The organism is Mycobacterium sp. SMC-19 (assembly GCF_045310815.1).
GTDB lineage: Bacteria > Actinomycetota > Actinomycetes > Mycobacteriales > Mycobacteriaceae > Mycobacterium.
The window spans coordinates 66,029-84,789 of sequence record NZ_JBJIAM010000005.1 but is presented as its reverse complement, the minus strand read 5'-3'; the positions used below and the strand labels follow the sequence as shown (position 1 = coordinate 84,789).

General features: G+C 67.2%; 20 protein-coding genes. All 20 read left to right on the top strand.

Translation table 11 applies throughout. The annotated features are described in order from the left end of the window. The first annotated feature begins 91 nt into the window (after positions 1–91). The 20 genes from ACJH5R_RS12595 to nuoK all read left to right on the top strand — a co-directional run bounded on the left by ACJH5R_RS12595 (position 92) and on the right by nuoK (position 18,752). Entirely contained in the window at positions 92–1,198 is a 1,107-nt protein-coding gene (locus ACJH5R_RS12595) for a homogentisate 1,2-dioxygenase (protein WP_406782057.1), read from the top strand. Continuing rightward, on the top strand, positions 1,195–2,379 hold the full coding sequence (locus ACJH5R_RS12590; protein ID WP_406782056.1) for an alpha/beta hydrolase family protein: 1,185 nt from the start codon (positions 1,195–1,197) through the stop codon (positions 2,377–2,379). Before ACJH5R_RS12595 ends, ACJH5R_RS12590 begins: the two co-directional genes overlap by 4 nt. After that, positions 2,376–3,581 carry a CaiB/BaiF CoA transferase family protein gene (locus ACJH5R_RS12585; protein WP_406782055.1) on the top strand — a complete coding sequence of 402 codons (1,206 nt, stop codon included), beginning with the start codon at positions 2,376–2,378 and terminating at the stop codon, positions 3,579–3,581. Before ACJH5R_RS12590 ends, ACJH5R_RS12585 begins: the two co-directional genes overlap by 4 nt. Next, positions 3,578–4,483, top strand: coding sequence for a hydroxymethylglutaryl-CoA lyase (locus ACJH5R_RS12580; RefSeq protein WP_406782054.1), 906 nt, complete (start codon positions 3,578–3,580; stop codon positions 4,481–4,483). The genes ACJH5R_RS12585 and ACJH5R_RS12580 overlap by 4 nt, the downstream gene beginning before the upstream one ends. A gap of 8 nt (positions 4,484–4,491) precedes the next feature. After that, the gene (locus tag ACJH5R_RS12575) at positions 4,492–5,106 is read left to right on the top strand and encodes a TetR/AcrR family transcriptional regulator (RefSeq protein ID WP_406782053.1); all 615 of its coding nucleotides are present in this window, start codon (positions 4,492–4,494) and stop codon (positions 5,104–5,106) included. Positions 5,107–5,130: 24 nt separating this feature from the next. Continuing rightward, positions 5,131–6,372, top strand: coding sequence for an acyl-CoA dehydrogenase family protein (locus ACJH5R_RS12570; protein WP_406782052.1), 1,242 nt, complete (start codon positions 5,131–5,133; stop codon positions 6,370–6,372). Beyond that, positions 6,369–7,346, top strand: a complete 978-nt coding sequence (locus ACJH5R_RS12565; protein WP_406757547.1) for a phosphotransferase family protein — start codon at positions 6,369–6,371, stop codon at positions 7,344–7,346. Before ACJH5R_RS12570 ends, ACJH5R_RS12565 begins: the two co-directional genes overlap by 4 nt. Beyond that, the gene (locus tag ACJH5R_RS12560; protein WP_406757548.1) at positions 7,343–7,693 is read left to right on the top strand and encodes a DUF6285 domain-containing protein; all 351 of its coding nucleotides are present in this window, start codon (positions 7,343–7,345) and stop codon (positions 7,691–7,693) included. Before ACJH5R_RS12565 ends, ACJH5R_RS12560 begins: the two co-directional genes overlap by 4 nt. A gap of 87 nt (positions 7,694–7,780) precedes the next feature. Further along, positions 7,781–8,182: a hypothetical protein gene (locus ACJH5R_RS12555; protein ID WP_406757549.1), complete on the top strand. Its 402-nt coding sequence runs from the start codon at positions 7,781–7,783 to the stop codon at positions 8,180–8,182. 163 nt (positions 8,183–8,345) lie between these two features. Beyond that, positions 8,346–8,723, top strand: a complete 378-nt coding sequence (locus ACJH5R_RS12550) for an NADH-quinone oxidoreductase subunit A (RefSeq protein ID WP_406757550.1) — start codon at positions 8,346–8,348, stop codon at positions 8,721–8,723. Positions 8,724–8,745: 22 nt separating this feature from the next. Beyond that, positions 8,746–9,300, top strand: coding sequence for an NADH-quinone oxidoreductase subunit B family protein (locus ACJH5R_RS12545; protein ID WP_024442466.1), 555 nt, complete (start codon positions 8,746–8,748; stop codon positions 9,298–9,300). Beyond that, positions 9,297–9,992, top strand: a complete 696-nt coding sequence (locus tag ACJH5R_RS12540; protein WP_406757551.1) for an NADH-quinone oxidoreductase subunit C — start codon at positions 9,297–9,299, stop codon at positions 9,990–9,992. Before ACJH5R_RS12545 ends, ACJH5R_RS12540 begins: the two co-directional genes overlap by 4 nt. Next, entirely contained in the window at positions 9,992–11,296 is a 1,305-nt protein-coding gene (gene nuoD / locus ACJH5R_RS12535) for an NADH dehydrogenase (quinone) subunit D (RefSeq protein ID WP_406757552.1), read from the top strand. Before ACJH5R_RS12540 ends, nuoD begins: the two co-directional genes overlap by 1 nt. Before the next feature lie 59 nt (positions 11,297–11,355). Then, on the top strand, positions 11,356–12,135 hold the full coding sequence (nuoE, locus tag ACJH5R_RS12530; RefSeq protein WP_406757635.1) for an NADH-quinone oxidoreductase subunit NuoE: 780 nt from the start codon (positions 11,356–11,358) through the stop codon (positions 12,133–12,135). Further along, entirely contained in the window at positions 12,132–13,469 is a 1,338-nt protein-coding gene (gene nuoF, locus ACJH5R_RS12525) for an NADH-quinone oxidoreductase subunit NuoF (RefSeq protein WP_406757553.1), read from the top strand. The genes nuoE and nuoF overlap by 4 nt, the downstream gene beginning before the upstream one ends. Further along, on the top strand, positions 13,466–15,865 hold the full coding sequence (locus ACJH5R_RS12520; protein WP_406782051.1) for an NADH-quinone oxidoreductase subunit G: 2,400 nt from the start codon (positions 13,466–13,468) through the stop codon (positions 15,863–15,865). The genes nuoF and ACJH5R_RS12520 overlap by 4 nt, the downstream gene beginning before the upstream one ends. Continuing rightward, the gene (nuoH, locus tag ACJH5R_RS12515; RefSeq protein WP_406782050.1) at positions 15,862–17,091 is read left to right on the top strand and encodes an NADH-quinone oxidoreductase subunit NuoH; all 1,230 of its coding nucleotides are present in this window, start codon (positions 15,862–15,864) and stop codon (positions 17,089–17,091) included. The genes ACJH5R_RS12520 and nuoH overlap by 4 nt, the downstream gene beginning before the upstream one ends. Further along, entirely contained in the window at positions 17,084–17,653 is a 570-nt protein-coding gene (nuoI, locus tag ACJH5R_RS12510) for an NADH-quinone oxidoreductase subunit NuoI (protein ID WP_406757556.1), read from the top strand. Before nuoH ends, nuoI begins: the two co-directional genes overlap by 8 nt. Beyond that, on the top strand, positions 17,653–18,456 hold the full coding sequence (locus ACJH5R_RS12505) for an NADH-quinone oxidoreductase subunit J (protein ID WP_406757557.1): 804 nt from the start codon (positions 17,653–17,655) through the stop codon (positions 18,454–18,456). Before nuoI ends, ACJH5R_RS12505 begins: the two co-directional genes overlap by 1 nt. Beyond that, complete coding sequence (gene nuoK / locus ACJH5R_RS12500) at positions 18,453–18,752, top strand: NADH-quinone oxidoreductase subunit NuoK (RefSeq protein ID WP_308483848.1); 300 nt, start codon at positions 18,453–18,455, stop codon at positions 18,750–18,752. The genes ACJH5R_RS12505 and nuoK overlap by 4 nt, the downstream gene beginning before the upstream one ends. The last annotated feature ends 9 nt before the right edge of the window (positions 18,753–18,761 follow it).

Here is an 18,761-nt window from a genome sequence, read left to right as displayed (position 1 = left end):
TTCGCGGAGGCTCTTGCCCACGACTGAAACAAAAAGTAACGTCACTTTTAGTTTTGGTCCGATATTCGCATGAGCTCCCCGGGAGTCGCCGATGGAATCCTTCGTCCACCTGCGCAAAGGCACCACACCGCGCCGCCTGCACGCCGATCTCGACGGCCTCAAGGACGACGAACTGGGCCGCGGCGGCTTCACCGGTCGCACCGCGAACCTGTACCGGCGCAACGACCCCACCGCTTACCGCGCCGAAGGTCCGCTGCGGCCCGTCGACGTGCTGGCCGCACTCCTACAGCCGAGCGACGCCACCGACGCCGCCGGCGAGCCGCTGCTGCTGTTCAGCAACGCCGACTGCCGCATCCGGCTGTCCCGACGCAACGCGGAGATGCCGTTTCACGTCCGCTACGTCGACGGCGACCTGCTCTGCTTCGTACATGCCGGATCCGGCCGACTGGAGACCGAATTCGGCCCGCTGGACTACCGCCAGGGCGACTGGCTGTATCTGCCCAAGGCGACCACCTGGCGCCAGCTCCCCGCGGCCGAGACGACGCTGCTGATCATCGAGGCCACCGACGAGTTCCGGGTTCCCCCGCCCGGACCGCTGGGCCGGCACTTCCCGTTCGACCCTTCCCTGATCGTCATCCCGGATCCGGCCCCCTTCGACCCAGATCCGTTCGGGGACGGGCGCGAGAGCTACGAGGTCCGGCTGATCCATGATGGCGGCCCGACAACGCTTCACTACCAACATAATCCGATCGACGTCGAGGGCTGGCGCGGCGACAACTTCGCCTTTTCATTCAACATCGCCGACTACAACGTGGTGACGTCTGACAGCGTGCACCTGCCGCCGACGGTGCATCTGTTCATGCAGGCCACCGGGGTGTATGTGATGAATTTCCTGCCCAAGCCCGCCGAAGGGGTGGCCGGAACCGAACGGACTCCGTGGTATCACCGCAACGTCGACTACGACGAGATCGCCTTCTTCCACGGCGGTTCCCTCTACGGCATTCCAATGCCGCCCGGCCTGATCAGCCACGCCCCGCAAGGCGTACATCACGGCGCGCCGGAAAAGGCCCGCGAGCGGGCGCGCCGCAAATTCGACGACTATGCGCGGGTGGACTGGCAGGTCATCGCCATCGACACCCGACGCCGTCTCACCCCCTCCCCCGAAGTTCTCGCCGCCGACCTAGGACAGCACGCATGACCACCAAACACGACTACGATCGAATCCCCTACCTGATTGCCTACCAGAACAATTCGGGTGTCCGCGACGTCTACGGCGGGGTCGCCGAGCTGGTGGTGCTGGAGAGTTACCTGCTGCGGCCCAAGGCCACGCCGAGCGACACCGTGCTGGTGTTCATGCACCCGATCGGCGGCGGCGCGTACCTGCCGATGGTCAATGCCCTGGCCCGCGCCGGGCACCACGTCATCTACTGCAACAGCCGATTCCGCGGCACCGACTCGGCGCTGCTGATGGAGAAGGTGGTCGAAGACCTCGGCCAGTGCATCGCCGACGCCAAGAACCGGCTCGGCTACGCCAAGGTGGTGCTGGCCGGATGGAGCGGCGGCGGCTCGCTGTCGCTGTTCTACCAACAGCAGGCGCAACATCCGACGGTGACCGCAAGCCCGTCCGGCGACGGTCCCGACCTGACGAAGCTGAACCTGATCCCGGCCGACGGCGTGATGCTGCTGGCCGCCCACATCAGCCGCCACGGCACGCTCACCGAGTGGCTGGACGCCTCGATCCTCGACGAGTCCGACCCGACCAAACGCGATCCGGAGCTGGACCTCTACAACCCGGACAACCCGAACCAGCCGCCCTACAGCGCGGAGTTCCTGGACCGCTACCGGGCCGCCCAGATCGAGCGGAATCGCCGTATCACCGCCTGGGTCAAGGCGAAGCTGGCCGATTTCACCGCGGCCGGCCTACCCGATCGGGAGTTCGGGTTCGTCGTGCACGGCACCATGGCCGACCCGCGCTGGCTGGACCCGACGGTCGATCCCAACGAGCGCACCCCGGGCAGCTGCTATCTGGGCGAGCCGGAGGTGGTGAATATGAGCCCGGTCGGGCTGGCGCGGTTCTGCACGCTGCGCAGCTGGCTGTCCCAGTGGAGCTACGACGACGCCCACGGCGACGGGGTGGACTGTGGCAGCGACGTCACGGTGCCCACCCTGGTGATCGGCAACATGGCCGACGATGCATGCACACCCAGCCACACCCGCCGGCTCTTCGAGGCGATCGGCACCGGCGACAAGCAGATGCACGAAATCCCCGGAGCCAACCACTATTACGCCGGGCCGGATCAGCGCGATGCACTGCGACAGGCCGTAGCGATTATCAGTGATTGGCTGGCCCAGCATGATTTCGTAGGCTCGTCGGCATGACACCTACCGGCGCACTCGACGGCATCCGGGTTCTGGAGCTCGGCACGCTGATCTCCGGGCCGTTCGCCGGGCGACTGCTCGGCGACATGGGCGCCGAGGTCATCAAGATCGAGCTGCCCGGCAAACCCGACCCGCTGCGCACCTGGGGACAGGCCGAACTCGACGGGCACCACTTCTTCTGGACCGTGCATGCCCGTAACAAGAAGGCTGTCACCCTCGACCTGCGTACCGAGCGCGGTCGCGAGCTGTTCCTCGAGCTCATCGACAAGACCGACATCGTCGTGGAGAACTTCCGCCCTGGCACACTGGAGCGCTGGGGGCTGGGCTTTGACGTCCTGCGTCAACGCAATCAGGGAATCATCCTGGTGCGAGTGTCCGGCTACGGGCAGACCGGACCGGACGCCCACAAGGCCGGCTACGCCTCAGTCGCCGAGGCGGCCAGCGGGCTGCGGCACATGAACGGTTTTCCCGGCGGCCCGCCGCCACGGCTGGCCCTCTCGCTGGGTGACAGCCTCGCGGGCATGTTTGCCGCCCAAGGCGCCCTGGCCGCCCTCTACCGTCGCACGGTCACCGGTGAAGGCCAGGTGGTCGATGTCGCCCTCACCGAATCCTGCTTGGCGATCCAAGAATCCACCATCCCCGACTACGACGTCGGCGGTGTGGTGCGCGGGCCCTCGGGCACCCGGCTCGAAGGCATCGCCCCATCGAACATCTACCAGTCGGCCGACGGCAGTTGGGTGGTGATCGCCGCCAACCAGGACAGCGTGTTCTCCCGGCTGTGCCAGGCCATGGGCAGACCAGAGCTGACAACCGATACCCGGTTCGCCGATCACGGCGCGCGCGGTCGCAATCAGGACGAGCTGGACGCGATCATCGGCGAATGGGCCGCACAGCGGGCGCCGGATGCCATCATCGCGACGCTCAGCGATGCCGGGGTGATCTCCGGTCCCATCAACACCGTGGCCGAGGTCGTCAAGGACCCGCAACTGCGGGCGCGCGGCATGCTCGCCGAGCACTGGGACGAGGGCGCCGAGCGCACCGTGCTGGGGCCCGGGGTGATCCCGGTGCTCTCGGAGAGCCCGGGCACCATCCGCAACGCCGGATCGGCCCGGCCCGGCCAGCACAACGACGAGATCTACGCCGGCCTGCTCGGCAAGACCGGCGCGGAGTTGGACACCCTACGCACCGAGGGGGTGCTGTGAGCACACTGCCCGGCCAGGTCACGATCCGCGAAGTCGCGCTACGCGACGGCCTGCAGATCGAAGCGCCGATCCCGTTGAGCGCCAAGCTCGAACTGTTGGCAGCAATCGCCGCCACCGGAGTCCGCGAGGTCGAGGTGACGTCGTTCGTCTCCCCGACCAAGGTCCCGGCCCTCGCCGACGCGGCCGAACTCGCTGCCGAGCTGTGGCGCTACCCCGAACTGGAGTTCTCCGCTCTGGTCGCCAGCCCCGGCGGAGCCACCCGGGCGGTGGCCGCCGGGCTGAAATCCATCGAGTACGTGGTGTGTGCCTCGGATGCCTTCAGCACCGCCAACGTCGGCCGCCCCACTGCGCCGGCGGTCGCAGCGATCACCGACATCGCCGGCATCGCCCACGACGCCGGTGCATCACTCGAGGTCATCATCGCCACCGCGTGGGACTGCCCGTTCGACGGCCCGACCGAACCCGGACGCGTCACCGACATCGCCGCCTCGGCAAGCGCTTTCGGGGTCGACCGCCTCGCCATCGCCGATACCATCGGCACGGCCACTCCCCGGCGAGTCACCGATCTGATCGCAGCGGTGCAGCCGATCATCGGCGATGTTCCGCTGGGAGCGCATTTCCACAACACTCGCGGCTCCGGCCTGGCCTGCGCCTACGCGGCGGTTCAGGCGGGCATCACCCGGCTCGACGCCTCGGCCGGCGGATTGGGTGGCTGTCCGTTCGCCCCCGGCGCCACCGGCAACATCGCTACCGAGGACCTGGTCTACCTGCTCGGTGACTGCGGCATCGACACCGGTATCGATCTGGATGCCGCCATCGTCGCGGCCGGCGTGGCCAGCACGGTGGTCGGCCACGGGCTGCCCAGCGCCCTGCTGGCCGCCGGAGATCGGAAGCGGGTCTGAGCGCCTCGATGTCCACCCAGCGTGAGCTCAGTTCGAAGGGACGTCTGACCCGCGGGGCGATCGAGCAGGCTGCCCGAGAACTGTTTGCCGAGCGTGGATTTCATGGCACCACGCTGGCCGACATCACATCGGCGGCCGGAAAATCCACGGCAGTGCTGTACCGGTATTTCCGCGACAAGGAAGATCTGCTGGCCGCCTTGGCCGAATCGTTTCTCACCGAAGTGGTCGAGCCATCCGGACTCAAGATGCGGCTACCGGAGTCCCCGGAGGACACCGAGTTCTTCTCGTCGGTGGTCAGTGCCTATTGGGCCATGTTCACACCGAACATCGGTGTCATGATCGCGGTGGCACAGCTGGCCGCCACCAGCGAACGATTCGCCGCGCTGCAGAACGAGTTCCGCCGGTTCGGTATGGAGATCGTCGCCGCCTCGGTGCGGCGCGCACAACAGCAGGGCTATGGCCGCGAGCTCGACCCCGACCACATCGCGGCGGCCATCGCGCTGCTGTTCGAGAATTTCACCGTCGTGTTCGTCGGCCCGTCGGGGCCGGGATGGCGGATCAGTGACAGCGATGCCATCGAGACGCTGTCGACGATCTGGAGAAAGACCCTGTACGGCCGTTGACCCCTGCTAGCTGAAGGAACCGCCATGGATTTCACACTGCCCGAACACCTTCCCGGGGTTCTCGCCGAGATGGACGACTTCATCGAGCGCGAGATCGCACCGCTGCAGGCCGAGCACATGCAGTATTTCGACCACCGGCGCGAGTTCGCCCGCACCGACGTGGAGAGCGGTGGCATTCCGCGACGCGAGTGGGAGGACCTGCTCGATGAGATGCGCCGCCGCGCTGATGCCGCCGGCTGGCTGCGCTACGGTTTGCCGGCGTCTCTGGGCGGCCGGGACGGAACCAACGTCGACATGGCGGTGATCCGGGAGCACCTGGCGCACAAAGGCCTCGGCCTGCACAACGATCTGCAGGACGAGTCGTCGATCGTCGGGAACTTCCCGCAGGTGATCATGATGGAGCGGTTCGGCACCGACTCCCAGCGCCGCGAGTTCTCCCAGGCCATGATCACCGGCGAGCGGTCGATGGCCTTCGGTTTGACCGAACCGGACCACGGTTCGGACGCGACGTGGCTGGAAACCCGCGCCGAACTCGACGGCGACACCTGGGTGATCAACGGCGCCAAGCGGTTCAACACCGGAGTACATCGGGCCACCCACGACCTGGTGTTTGCCCGCACGTCGGGCGACGCCGGCTCGGCGCGCGGCATCACCGCGTTCCTGGTGCCCACCGACACGCCGGGATTCACCATCCCGTTCTACTGGTGGACCTTCAACATGCCCACCGACCACGGCGAGGTCGAGCTCCGCAACGTGCGGGTGCCCGCCGAGGCGGTGCTCGGCGAGGTCGACGGCGGATTGGATGTGGCCCAGACCTTCCTGCACGAAAACCGGATCCGCCAGGCCGCATCCAGCCTCGGCGCCGCGCAATATTGCATCGACCGCGCCGCCGAGTACGCCCGGCAACGCATCGTGTTCGGCAAGCCGCTGTCGGTTAACCAGGCGGTGCAGTGGCCGCTGGCCGAATTGCAGACCGAGGCCCAGATGGTGCGCCTGCTGGTGAACTATGCGGCCTGGCACCTGGACCGCGACCACCACCTGGAGGTGTCCGACAAGGTGTCGATGGCCAACTACCGTGCCAACCGGCTGGTGTGCGAGGCCGCCGACCGCGCCATCCAGATTCACGGCGGAATCGGCTATACCCGCCACGAGCAGTTCGAGCATATCTACCGCCATCACCGCCGCTACCGGATCACCGAAGGCGCCGAGGAGATCCAGATCCGCCGGGTCGCGCAGCGCCTGTTCGGGTTCGACCGTCGGCGATGACCGCCGACCAGCTCCCCGACCGGCTGGCCGATGTGCTGGCGCCGGTGTTGGGCCCCGTCGCGGTAGAGGACCTGCGCGCGCTGACCGGCGGCGCCAGCCGGATCACCTGGGCTTTCGATGCCGTGACGGGCACACGCGAGCGCCGGTCGCTGATTCTGCGCACCGGGCCACTCGAGGAGCTCTACGCCAGCATGGAACTCGAAGCGCAGGCGCAGCGCGCCGCAGGCCAGGCCGGCGCTCCGGTTCCGAACGTGCTGGTGGCCGATAATTCCCCTGCAGCACTGGGGAATCCGTATTTGATCTGCGACCTGATCCACGGCGAGACGGTCGTTCGCCGCATCGAACGCCAACTCGATGACGCAGGACGCGAACAACTGCTGGGCCAGTGCGCGCAGGCGCTGAGCGCCATCCACCGGGCCGACCCGGGCGGCATCGCGCTGAGCACCGAAGACCAGCTGTCCGCATGCCGCGCCCAGCTCGATGCCATGCCCGATACCACCGCCGCCTTCGAGTGGGCGTTTCGGCGGCTGGCCGCCGATCGTCCACCGCCGGTGCCGACGCAGCTGGTCCACGGCGATTTCCGGATGGGCAACCTGATGGTCTCCGCCGAGGGCGACCTGGCGGCCGTGCTGGACTGGGAGCTGGTGCACCTCGGCGACGGCATCGAGGACCTGGCCTGGTTCTGCCTGCGAGCCTGGCGCTTCGGTGCGCCACGCGAGCGCGCCGCCGGTGGACTCGGCGATATCGACGCCCTGCTGGCCGCATATGAGCAAGCCAGCGGGCACCGCGTCGATCCGGACCGGTTCGACTGGTGGCTACTGCTGGGCACGCTGCGATGGGGCATCATCTGCCGCTACCAGGCGCAACGTCACCTGAGCGGCCAAACCCGTTCGGTGGAACTGGCGACCATCGGCCGGCGGGTCTCCGAATCCGAATGGGACGTACTGCGCCTGCTCGATGGAGTCCGGCCATGAGCGCCGGGGGCCGCCGCCCCACCGCGGCCGAACTCGTCGCCGCGGTCACCGAATTCCTGGACACCGCGCTGGTGCATCGCGACGGACAGGCCGCCACCGACGGCCAGGTCAGGTTCCACGCCCGGGTGGCGGCCAACGCACTGCGTATCGTCGAACGCGAGTTGCGCGACACCACCGGGGACGTCGTCACCGAGGCCTTGGCCGGGCTGGGTTTCGCCGACGAGGCAGAGCTGGCCGCCGCCATCCGGGCCGGTGACCTCGACGACCGGCCCGAGGCGCTCACCGCCTGCCTGTACACCCTGGTCGAGCATCGGTTGGCGATCGACCATCCCGGATACACCCAGTAGCCGCTAGATTTCCTGCGCGACAATCACTTCGACGGTGCTGTTCCAAACCCGATGTATCGGCAGTACCCGCGCAGTAGCATCTGGTCCGTGTCCGACTCCAATGCCGCGCTGCGAATCCTTGTCTACAGTGACGACGCCGCAACCCGTGCACGGGTTACGACCGCGTTGGGCAAGCAGCTACACCCGGACCTACCGGAGCTGAGTTATGTCGAGGTCGCAACCGAGCCGGTGGTGATCCGGCAAATGGATGCCGGTGGAATCGACCTGGCCATCCTGGACGGGGAGGCCGCTCCGGCCGGCGGAATGGGTATCTGCAAACAGCTCAAAGACGAGATCACCCCGTGCCCGCCCATCGTGGTGCTGACCGGCCGCGCCGACGACGTCTGGCTGGCGAAGTGGTCACACGCCGACGCCGCGGTAGCCCACCCGCTGGACCCGATGGAATTGAGCCGTGCGGTGCTGGGTCTGCTGCGCACGCCGGCGCCTTAGTTAGGGCAGCCTCAGAGACGAATTCCCCTGTCGCCGTTACCGCTACAGGTGATGCCCGTCACAGTTGTCGGCAATTTCGGATTCTTCCCAACCGCCCCGTGACGGCGGACTAGGCTGTGCCTGAAGTCACATCGGCGCCCGGAAGGGAACTACGTCACTGAGCATGAACCTCTACCTGCCGATCCTGGTCCTCGCCGCGCTAGCCGCCGGTTTCGCCGTGTTTTCCGTGGTCGCCACCGCACTGGTCGGCCCCTCCCGCTACAACCGGTCGAAACTAGAAGCCTACGAGTGCGGCATCGAACCCACAGACCAGCCGGTCAGCGGGCCGCACGCCCCGCCCGGACAGCGATTCCCGGTGAAGTACTACCTGACCGCGATGCTGTTCATCGTCTTCGACATCGAGATCGTATTTCTCTACCCCTGGGCAGTTGCCTTCGACGGGCTCGGAGTATTCGCCCTCATCGAAATGGTGCTGTTCGCCGTCATCGTGTTCGTCGCCTACGCCTACGTCTGGCGGCGCGGCGGCCTGAATTGGGATTGAGTGGGAGTAGGCGGGCTTAGACATGGGATTAGAAGAGCAGCTGCCGAGCGGACTCCTGCTGTCCACCGTGGAAGACCTGGCCGGGTACTTCCGCACCGGGTCACTGTGGCCGGCGACCTTCGGCCTGGCCTGTTGCGCGATCGAGATGATGTCGACGATGGCGCCCGACTACGACCTGTCCCGGTTCGGGATGGAAGTCTTCCGGGCCTCGCCGCGCCAAGCCGATCTGATGATCGTCGCCGGCCGGGTCAGCCAGAAGATGGCACCGGTGCTGCGCCAGATCTACGACCAGATGGTGGAGCCCAAGTGGGTGCTGTCGATGGGCGTATGCGCGTCGTCGGGCGGAATGTTCAACAACTACGCGATCGTTCAAGGCGTGGACCATGTCGTCCCGGTCGACATCTACCTGCCCGGTTGTCCGCCCCGGCCGGAAATGCTGATGTACGCAATCCTCAAGCTGCACGAGAAGATTCGCTCGATGCCCTTGGGCGCCAACCGGGAGCAGGTGATCACCGCTACGGAGGAGGCGGCGCTGTCGGCCCCGTCTACCTGGCAGATGAGGGGGTTGCTGCGGTGAGCGAGGCGAGCGGAGAGGGCCGAACCGGCCCCGAAGACGTGATCAAGGTCCGCCACGGCCTGTTCGGCGCGACGGGCACCGGCGACACGTCCGGATACGGACGCCTGGTGACCGAGGCAGCACTCCCCGGCGAGACCCCTCGGCCCTATGGCGGGTACTTCGACGAACTCGTCGACACGCTCACCGCTGCCCTGCAGCGCAACGGAATCGAGTTCGCCGACGCTGTCGAGAAGGTCGTGGTGTATCGCGACGAGCTGACGCTGTATGTCCCTCGCGCGCAGCTGCCGGCGGTGGCTCAGCTGCTGCGCGACGAGCCGGCGCTGCGCTTCGAGCTGAGCCTCGGGGTCTCCGGTGTGCACTACCCCGGTGACACCGACCGCGAGTTGCATGCGGTCTACCCGCTGCGGTCCATTACCCACAACCGCCGCGTCCGTCTGGAAGTCGCTGCCCCCGATGCAGATCCGCATATTCCTTCACTGTTCGCGATCTACCCCACCACCGACTGGCATGAACGCGAGACCTATGACTTCTTCGGGATCATCTTCGACGGCCACCCCTCGCTGACCCGGATCGAGATGCCCGACGACTGGCACGGCCACCCGCAGCGCAAGGACTACCCGTTGGGCGGCATCCCGGTCGAATACAAGGGCGCGCAGATACCGCCGCCGGACCAGCGGAGGGCTTACAAATAATGAGCACCGACACACCGCACACCGTCCTGAACGTCGGTGGGCAGGAATGGGATCAGGTAGTGGAGGCGGCCAAGGCCGCCGACCCCGGAGAACGCATCGTCGTCAACATGGGACCCCAGCACCCATCGACGCACGGCGTGTTGCGGCTGATTCTGGAACTCGAAGGCGAGACCGTGACCGAAGCCCGGTGCGGCATCGGCTATCTGCACACCGGTATCGAGAAGAACCTGGAAAGCCGCTACTGGACCCAGGGCGTCACGTTCGTGACCCGAATGGACTACCTGTCGCCGTTCTTCAACGAGACCGCCTACTGCCTCGGTGTGGAGAAACTGCTCGGTATTACCGATGACATCCCCGAACGTGCCAGTGTCATCCGGGTTTTGATGATGGAACTCAATCGGATGTCCTCGCACCTGGTCGCGCTTGCCACCGGCGGTATGGAGCTCGGCGCACTGACCGTGATGCTGTTCGGCTTCCGGGAACGTGAGCTGGTGCTCGACATCTTCGAGGCCATCACCGGGCTGCGGATGAACCACCAGTACGTCCGCCCCGGCGGCGTGTCGGTGGATCTGCCCGATGACGCAGTCCCGCAGATCCGCGACTTCCTCAAGCTGATGCCCAAGCGACTCAAGGACATCGAGGACCTGCTGACCGAAAACTACATCTGGAAGGCCCGGACCAAGGGCGTGGGCTACCTGGACCTGACCGGATGCATGGCGCTGGGCATCACCGGCCCGGTGCTGCGCTCGACGGGCCTGCCCTATGACGTGCGACGTGCGGAACCCTACTGCGGCTACCAGGACTACGAGTTCGAGGTAGTCACCGATGACGGCTGTGATGCCTACGGCCGCTACCTGATCCGCATCGCAGAGATCAAGGAGTCCCTGAAAATCGTCGAACAGTGTCTGGACAAGCTGCGGCCCGGGCCGGTGATGGTCTCCGACCGCAAGATCGCCTGGCCGGGCGACCTGACCATCGGCCCGGACGGGCAGGGCAACTCCCGGGAGCACATCGGCTGGATCATGGGCCACTCGATGGAAGGGCTGATCCACCACTTCAAGCGAGTCACCGAGGACCTGTGGGTGCCGCCGGGCCAGGTGTTCGTCTCGGTCGAGTCGCCCCGCGGCGAACTGGGGGTACACATGGTCAGCGACGGCGGTACCCGCCCCTACCGGGTGCACTACCGGGATCCGTCGTTCACCAACCTGCAGGCGGTGGCCGCCATGAGCGAGGGCGGGCTGATCGCCGACGTGATCGCCGCCGTCGCCAGCATCGACCCGGTCATGGGCGGGGTAGACCGGTGAGCGCGTCGGGCGGCGAGATCGACCAGGCCGGCGTCAACAAGACCGGGCGCGGCCGGTTGATGCCGCCGACTGCCGGGACCGACGGCAAGCGGGTCTTCCTGCAGTTAGGCCGGCAGCCAGAAGAACCCAATCAGTTCAACCATCCCGGCGCTCCGACCAGCTACTCCCCCGACGTGCGAGCCCAGCTGGAAGCCGACGCCAAGGAGATCATCGGCCGCTACCCACAGCCGCGTTCGGCGATCCTGCCGCTGCTGCACCTCGTACAGGCACAGGACACCTACGTCACGCCGGCAGGGCTGTCGTTCGTCGCGGAGCTGCTTGGGCTGACCAGCGCCGACGTCGCCGGGGTCGCATCGTTCTATTCGATGTACCGGCGTGACCCCACCGGCAAGTACCTGGTCGGCGTCTGCACCAACACGCTGTGTGCGGTGATGGGCGGCGACGCCATCTACGACGGCCTCAAGGAGCACTTGGGCGTCGGTAACGATCAGACCACCGCCGACGGATCGGTCACGCTGCAGCACATCGAGTGCAACGCGGCCTGCGACTACGCGCCGGTGGTGATGGTCAACTGGGAGTTCTTCGACAACCAGACACCGGAATCGGCACGCGAGCTCGTCGACAAATTGCGCGACGACGCCGAGGTGCGACCCACCCGCGGGATGCCGCTGTGCAGTTTCGCCGCCACCGAGCGAATTCTCGCCGGCTTCCCCGACGAACGCGCCGACGACGGCCAAGGCGGCGCCGGCGCGGCGACGCTCGCCGGCCTGCAGGTGGCGCGCGAGCACAAGATGACGGCACCGGAGCCCGGCCGCAACACCAGTGGGGGCGAGAAATGACACTTGCCGAGGGCACACCGCTGACGCCGGTGCTGAGCAGCTACTGGGACGAACCCGAGTCCTGGACGCTCGAGACCTACCGCCGCCACGACGGCTACGCCGGGATGAAGCGTGCGCTGGCGATGACACCCGACGAGGTCATCGAACTGGTCAAGGACTCCGGGTTGCGTGGCCGAGGCGGCGCCGGGTTCTCCACCGGGACCAAGTGGTCCTTTGTCCCCCAAGGCGACGAGGGGGCAGCGGCAAAGCCGCACTACCTGCTGGTCAATGCCGACGAGTCCGAGCCCGGCACCTGCAAGGACATGCCGCTGCTGATGGCGACACCGCATGTGCTCATCGAGGGCATGATCGTGTGCTGTTACGCGATCCGTGCCCGCCACGCCTTCATCTACATCCGCGGCGAGGTGCTGCCGGTGGTGCGCCGCTTGCAGGCGGCGGTCGCCGAGGCGTATGCGGCGGGGCTGCTGGGCAACGACATCGGTGGCAGCGGCTTCGACCTGGATATCACCGTGCACGCCGGGGCGGGCGCCTACATCTGCGGCGAGGAGACGGCGCTGATCGAATCGCTGGAGGGCTATCGGGGCCAGCCCCGGCTGCGCCCACCGTTCCCCGCGGTGGCCGGGCTGTATGCCTCGCCGACGGTGGTCAACAACGTCGAATCGATCGCCAGTGTGCCGTCGATCCTGCGCAACGGGCCGGAGTGGTTCCGGTCGATGGGCACCGAGAAATCCCGTGGATTCACCCTGTATTCGCTGTCCGGGCACGTCAACCGTCCCGGGCAGTACGAGGCGCCGCTGGGTATCACGCTGCGCGAACTGCTCGGCTACGCCGGCGGGATACGCGACGGGCATCGGCTGAAGTTCTGGACGCCGGGCGGCTCGTCCACCCCGATCCTGACCGAGGAACACCTCGACATCCCGCTGGACTACGAGGGCATGGCGTCGGTGGGGTCCATGCTGGGCACCAAGGCATTGCAGATCTTCGACGAGACCACCTGCGTAGTGCGCGCGGCGGGGCGCTGGTCGGAGTTCTACAAACACGAGTCCTGCGGCAAGTGCACTCCGTGCCGTGAGGGCACCTACTGGCTGGTGCCGATCTACCAGCGGCTGGAAACCGGCCGCGGAACACCGGAAGACCTCGACACCCTGCTCGACATCGCCGACGTCCTGTTCGGAAAATCCTTCTGCGCCTTGGGTGATGGCGCGGCAATGCCGGTGAAGTCGTCGATCCAGTACTTCCGTGACGAATACATCGCCCACCTCGAGGGCGGCTGCCCGTTCGACCCGAAAGCGAGCATGTTCGTGCCAGGTGGAGCAGCAGGCGGTGTGGCGTGACTCAAACTTCTCAACCGGACGGTCAGGAGTCGGTGACCCTCACCATCGACGACCAACAGATCACCGTTCCCAAGGGCACCTTGATCATCCGGGCCGCGGAGCAGTTGGGCATCGAGGTCCCGCGATTCTGCGACCACCCGCTGCTGGACCCGGTGGCCTGGTGCCGGCAGTGCATGGTGGAGGTGGAGGGCCAACGCAAGCCGCAGCCGTCATGCGCGGTGGCCGCCACCGACGGCATGGTGGTGCGCACCCAGCACACCTCCGCCGAGGCCGATCGGGCCCAGCACCTGGTGATGGAACTGCTGCTGATCAACCACCCGCTGGACTGCCCGACCTGCGACAAGGGCGGTGAGTGTCCGCTGCAGAACCAGGCGATGTCGCACGGCCGCACCGAGACTCGTTTCGAAGAGACCAAGCGCCACTACCCCAAGCCGATCAACATCTCCTCGCAGGTGCTGCTGGACCGAGACCGCTGCATCTTGTGCGCCCGCTGCACCCGGTTCGCCAACGAGATCGCCGGGGACAAATTCATCGAGATGATGGATCGCGGCGCACTGCAGCAGGTCGGTATCTACACCGACACGCCGTTCGACTCCTACTTCTCGGGCAACACCGTGCAGATCTGCCCGGTGGGCGCCCTGACCGGTGCCTCCTACCGGTTCCGGGCCCGCCCGTTCGACCTGGTCTCCACACCGACCGTCTGCGAGCACTGCGCCGGCGGCTGCGCCGAACGCACCGACCACCGTCGCGGCAAGGTGATGCGGCGGATGGCCGGCGAAGACCCGGATGTCAACGAGGAGTGGAACTGCGACAAGGGCCGCTGGGCCTTCACCTACGCCACCCAGGGCGACCGGATCACCACACCGATGGTCCGCGACGACGGCGGGAACCTGGTCCCGACCTCCTGGCCGCACGCGGCGGCGGTGGCGGCGCGCGGCCTGGCCGCGGCACGTGGACGCACCGGCGTGCTGGTCGGCGGGCGGGTGTCGGCCGAGGACGCCTACGGCTACGCCAAGTTCGCCCGGGTGGCGCTGCACAGCGATGACATCGACTTCCGGGCTCGCGCGCAGTCCGCCGAGGAAGCCGCGTTCCTGGCGGCCCGGGTGGCGGGCCACGGGATCGAGGTCAGCTACGCGGATCTGCAGGCCGCGCCGGTGGTGTTGCTGGCCGGCCTGGAGCCCGAGGAAGAGGCACCGATGGTCTTCCTGCGGCTGCGCAAGGCGGCCCGCAAGAACGCCACGAAGGTGTTCAGCCTGGCGCCGTTCGCCGATCGCGGGTTGACCAAGATGTTCGGCACCCTGCTGGCAGTCGTTCCCGGTGGCGAGGCCGCCGCGCTGGACGGCCTGCACACCGGTGATATCGGACAGGCGCTTCGCCGACCCGGCGCAGTGGTGCTGGTCGGCGAACGGCTGGCCGCCTCGCCCGGAGCACTGTCGGCGGCGATTCGGCTGGCCGATGCCACCGGCGCGAAGCTGGCCTGGGTGCCCCGCCGAGCCGGGGAACGCGGCGCACTGGATGCCGGTGCGCTGGCCGGCCTGCTCCCCGGTGGACGTCCGCTGGGTGACCCGGCGGCGCGGGCCGAGGTCGCGCAGAGTTGGGGTCTCGGCGGCCCCGACGACCTGCCGTCGCAGACCGGCCGCGACACCGACGCCATCCTGGTCGCCGCGGCCGAGGGGAAGCTGGGAGCACTGGTGGTCGGCGGGGTGGAGCCGACCGATCTGGCCGACCCGGCGGCGGCGTTGGCGGCCCTGGACGAGGTCGAGTTCCTGGTCAGCCTCGAGTTGCGGCACAGCGAAGTCACCGAGCGCGCCGATGTGGTGCTCCCGGTCGCTGCCGCGGCCGAGAAGTCCGGCACGTACGTCAACTGGGAGGGCCGCCACCGGCGGTTCGGTGTCGCACTGGGTGACACCGGCGCCCTGCCCGACCGGCGGATACTCGATGTGATCGCCGACGAGATGGGCGTCGCGTTGGGGTTGTCCACGCTGGAAGCGGCGCGCGACGAGCTGGCGGGGCTGGGCGGCTGGTCCGGCGAGCGAGTCACCGGACCCGAGGTCGCCGCGGGCTCACCGCCGCGGCCCGGCGCCGGCGAAGCCGTGCTGGCCGGCTGGCGAATGCTGCTGGACGAGGGCCGGATGCAGGACGGTGAGCCGAACCTGGCCGGCACCGCACGCACTCCGGTGGCACGCATGTCGGCGGCCACGGCTGCCGACATCAGTGTGGCCGAAGGCGAGCCGGTCACCGTCAGCACCGAGCACGGCAGTATCACCCTGCCGCTGGTCACCACCGAGATGCCGGACAACGTGGTGTGGCTGCCGATGAATTCGCATGACTCGGCAGTGCACCGGGATCTGGGGGTCACCCCCGGCGCGACGGTACAGATTGGACGCAGATCATGACCGATCCCTGGTGGCTGATGCTGGCCAAGGCGCTGGGCGTCTTCGTGTTTCTGATTCTGACGGTGGTCCTGGCGATCGTCATCGAACGAAAAGTCGTGGGCCGCATGCAGATGCGCCCCGGCCCAAACCGGGTCGGACCCAAAGGTTGGCTGCAGAGCCTGGCCGATGCGATCAAGCTGGCGCTCAAGGAGGACATCACCCCCTTCAACGTCGACCGGGCGATCTACACGCTGGCGCCGATCATCTCGACGGTGCCGGCGATCACCGCATTCGCGGTGATCCCGCTCGGGCCGGAGGTCAGCATTTTCGGTCACCGCACCGCTTTGCAGCTGGCGGACCTGCCGATCGCGGTGTTGTTCGTCCTGGCGATGTCCTCAATCGGGGTCTACGGGATCGTCCTGGCCGGCTGGTCGTCCGGATCCGCTTATCCACTGATCGGCGGAATCCGCTCCACCGCCCAGGTGATCTCCTACGAGGTCGCCATGGGTCTGGCATTCGCGTCCGTGTTCCTCTACGCCGGCACGATGGCGACCTCAGGCATCGTGGCGGCCCAGGACCGGGTGTGGTTCGCGTTCCTGCTGATGCCGTCGTTCATGGTGTATCTGACCGCGATGGTCGGTGAGACCAACCGGGCACCGTTCGATCTGCCCGAGGCCGAAGGCGAGCTGGTCGGCGGCTTCCACACCGAATACTCGTCGCTGAAGTTCGCGCTGTTCTTCCTCGCCGAATACATCAACATGACCACGGTTTCGGCCGTCGCCGTCACGTTGTTCCTCGGTGGCTGGCACGCTCCGTTCCCGTTCAACATGTGGCCGGCCGCAAACACCGGCTGGTGGCCGCTGCTGTGGTTCACCGTCAAACTGTGGGGCTTCATTTTCGTCTACATCTGGTTGCGGGGCACCCTGCCCCGGCTGCGTTACGACCAGTTCATGGCGCTGGGCTGGAAGATCCTGATCCCCGTGGCGCTGGCCTGGGTGATGATCGCCGCGGTGCTGCGCAGCCTGCGCAACGACGGCTACGAGCACTGGCAGCTGGCCCTGGCCGGGATGAGCACGCTGACCGCGGGGGTGCTGTTACTGGCACTGCATCGCAAGTTCAGTGCGCTGAACAGTCGCCTCGACGAACCAGCGCCGGCGGCTCCGGCCGTCACATCCGAAGGCTCATTCCCGACACCACCGCTGCCACAACGCAGTTCATCGCGGGTCAAGGAGGACGTCAATGGCTAGTCTGCGAGACGCCCTGGCCGGGTTCGGCGTCACCTGGAAAACGATGTTCAAACGGCCGATCAACGACGGCTACCCCGAACAAAAGAAGCCGACGGCGCCGCGCTACCACGGCCGCCACCAACTCAACCGGCATCCGGATGGGCTGGAGAAGTGCATCGGCTGCGAGTTGTGCGCCTGGGCCTGCCCGGCCGACGCCATCTATGTTGAGGCCGCGGACAACACCGACGAGGAGCGCTTCTCCCCCGGTGAGCGCTACGGTCGCGTCTACCAGATCAACTACCTGCGCTGCATCGGCTGCGGCCTGTGCATCGAGGCCTGTCCCACCCGCGCGCTGACCATGACCAACCAGTACGAAATGGCCGCCGACAACCGTGCCGAGCTGATCTTGGAGCGTGACCAGTTGCTGGCGCCGCTGGAACCCGACATGATCGCCCCGCCGCACGCGATGCCGCCCGGCGCCACCGAAAAGGACTACTACTTGGGCAGAGTCAGCCCGGCCGGGCTCGATGCGGACCCGGACCTGTTCGTGATGCTCGACCGGGTGAAGCAGGGCAAAGCCTGATGGGCACCACCCTGCTCGCCACCGACATCGTCGTCCGCACCTCCACCGGGGAGGCGGTGGCGTTCTGGATTCTGGGCGTCATCGCCGTCGTCGGTGCCATCGGCGTCGTCAGCGCCGCGAAGGCGGTGTATTCGGCACTGTTTCTGGCGATGACCATGCTGATCCTGGCGGTGTTCTACTTCGTCCAGGACGCGATGTTCCTCGGCGTGGTGCAGATCGTCGTCTACACCGGCGCGGTGATGATGCTGTTCCTGTTCGTGATGATGCTCATCGGCGTTGACTCCGCCGAGTCCCTGGTGGAGACCTTGCGCGGCCAGCGGGTCGCCGCCACGCTTGCCGGGATCGGCTTCGGGATGCTGCTGATCGCCGGGATCGGCAGCGCGACGATGCACCTGAGCAGCATCGGCACGCCGACGGCGACCGGTACCGGCTCGGCGGACCTGAGCCAGCACAACGTCGAGGGACTGGCGGCACTGATCTTCACCCGCTACCTGTGGGCGTTCGAGCTCACCAGTGCGTTGCTGATTACCGCGGTACTCGCCGCGATGGTGCTGACGCACCGCGAGCGGTTGCGGCCGCGAATGACCCAGCGGGAGCTGTCCATCCAGCGCTTCCAATCCGGCCGGCGGGCGACGCCGCTGCCCACCCCCGGCGTCTACGCCCGGCACAACGCCGTCGACATCGCCGCGCGCCTGCCCGACGGGACCTACTCCGAGCTGTCGGTGTCGGACACCTTGACGCACCGCTGGGTAGGCGCCACCGGCAACGCCGCGCATGCGAACACCGAGGAGTCGGACCAGTGAATCCGGAGAACTACCTGTACCTGTCGGCGATGTTGTTCACCATCGGCGCCACCGGAGTGCTGTTGCGGCGCAACGCGCTGGTGATGTTCATGTGCGTCGAGCTGATGCTCAATGCCGCCAATCTGGCGTTCGTCACCTTCTCGCGCCTGCACTCCCAGCTCGACGGCCAGATGGTCGCGTTCTTCACCATGGTGGTCGCCGCCTGTGAGGTGGTGATCGGCCTGGCCATCATCATGACGATCTTCCGGGCCCGGCGATCCGCCTCGGTCGACGACGCGAACCTACTGCGCGGCTAGGAGTTGGGG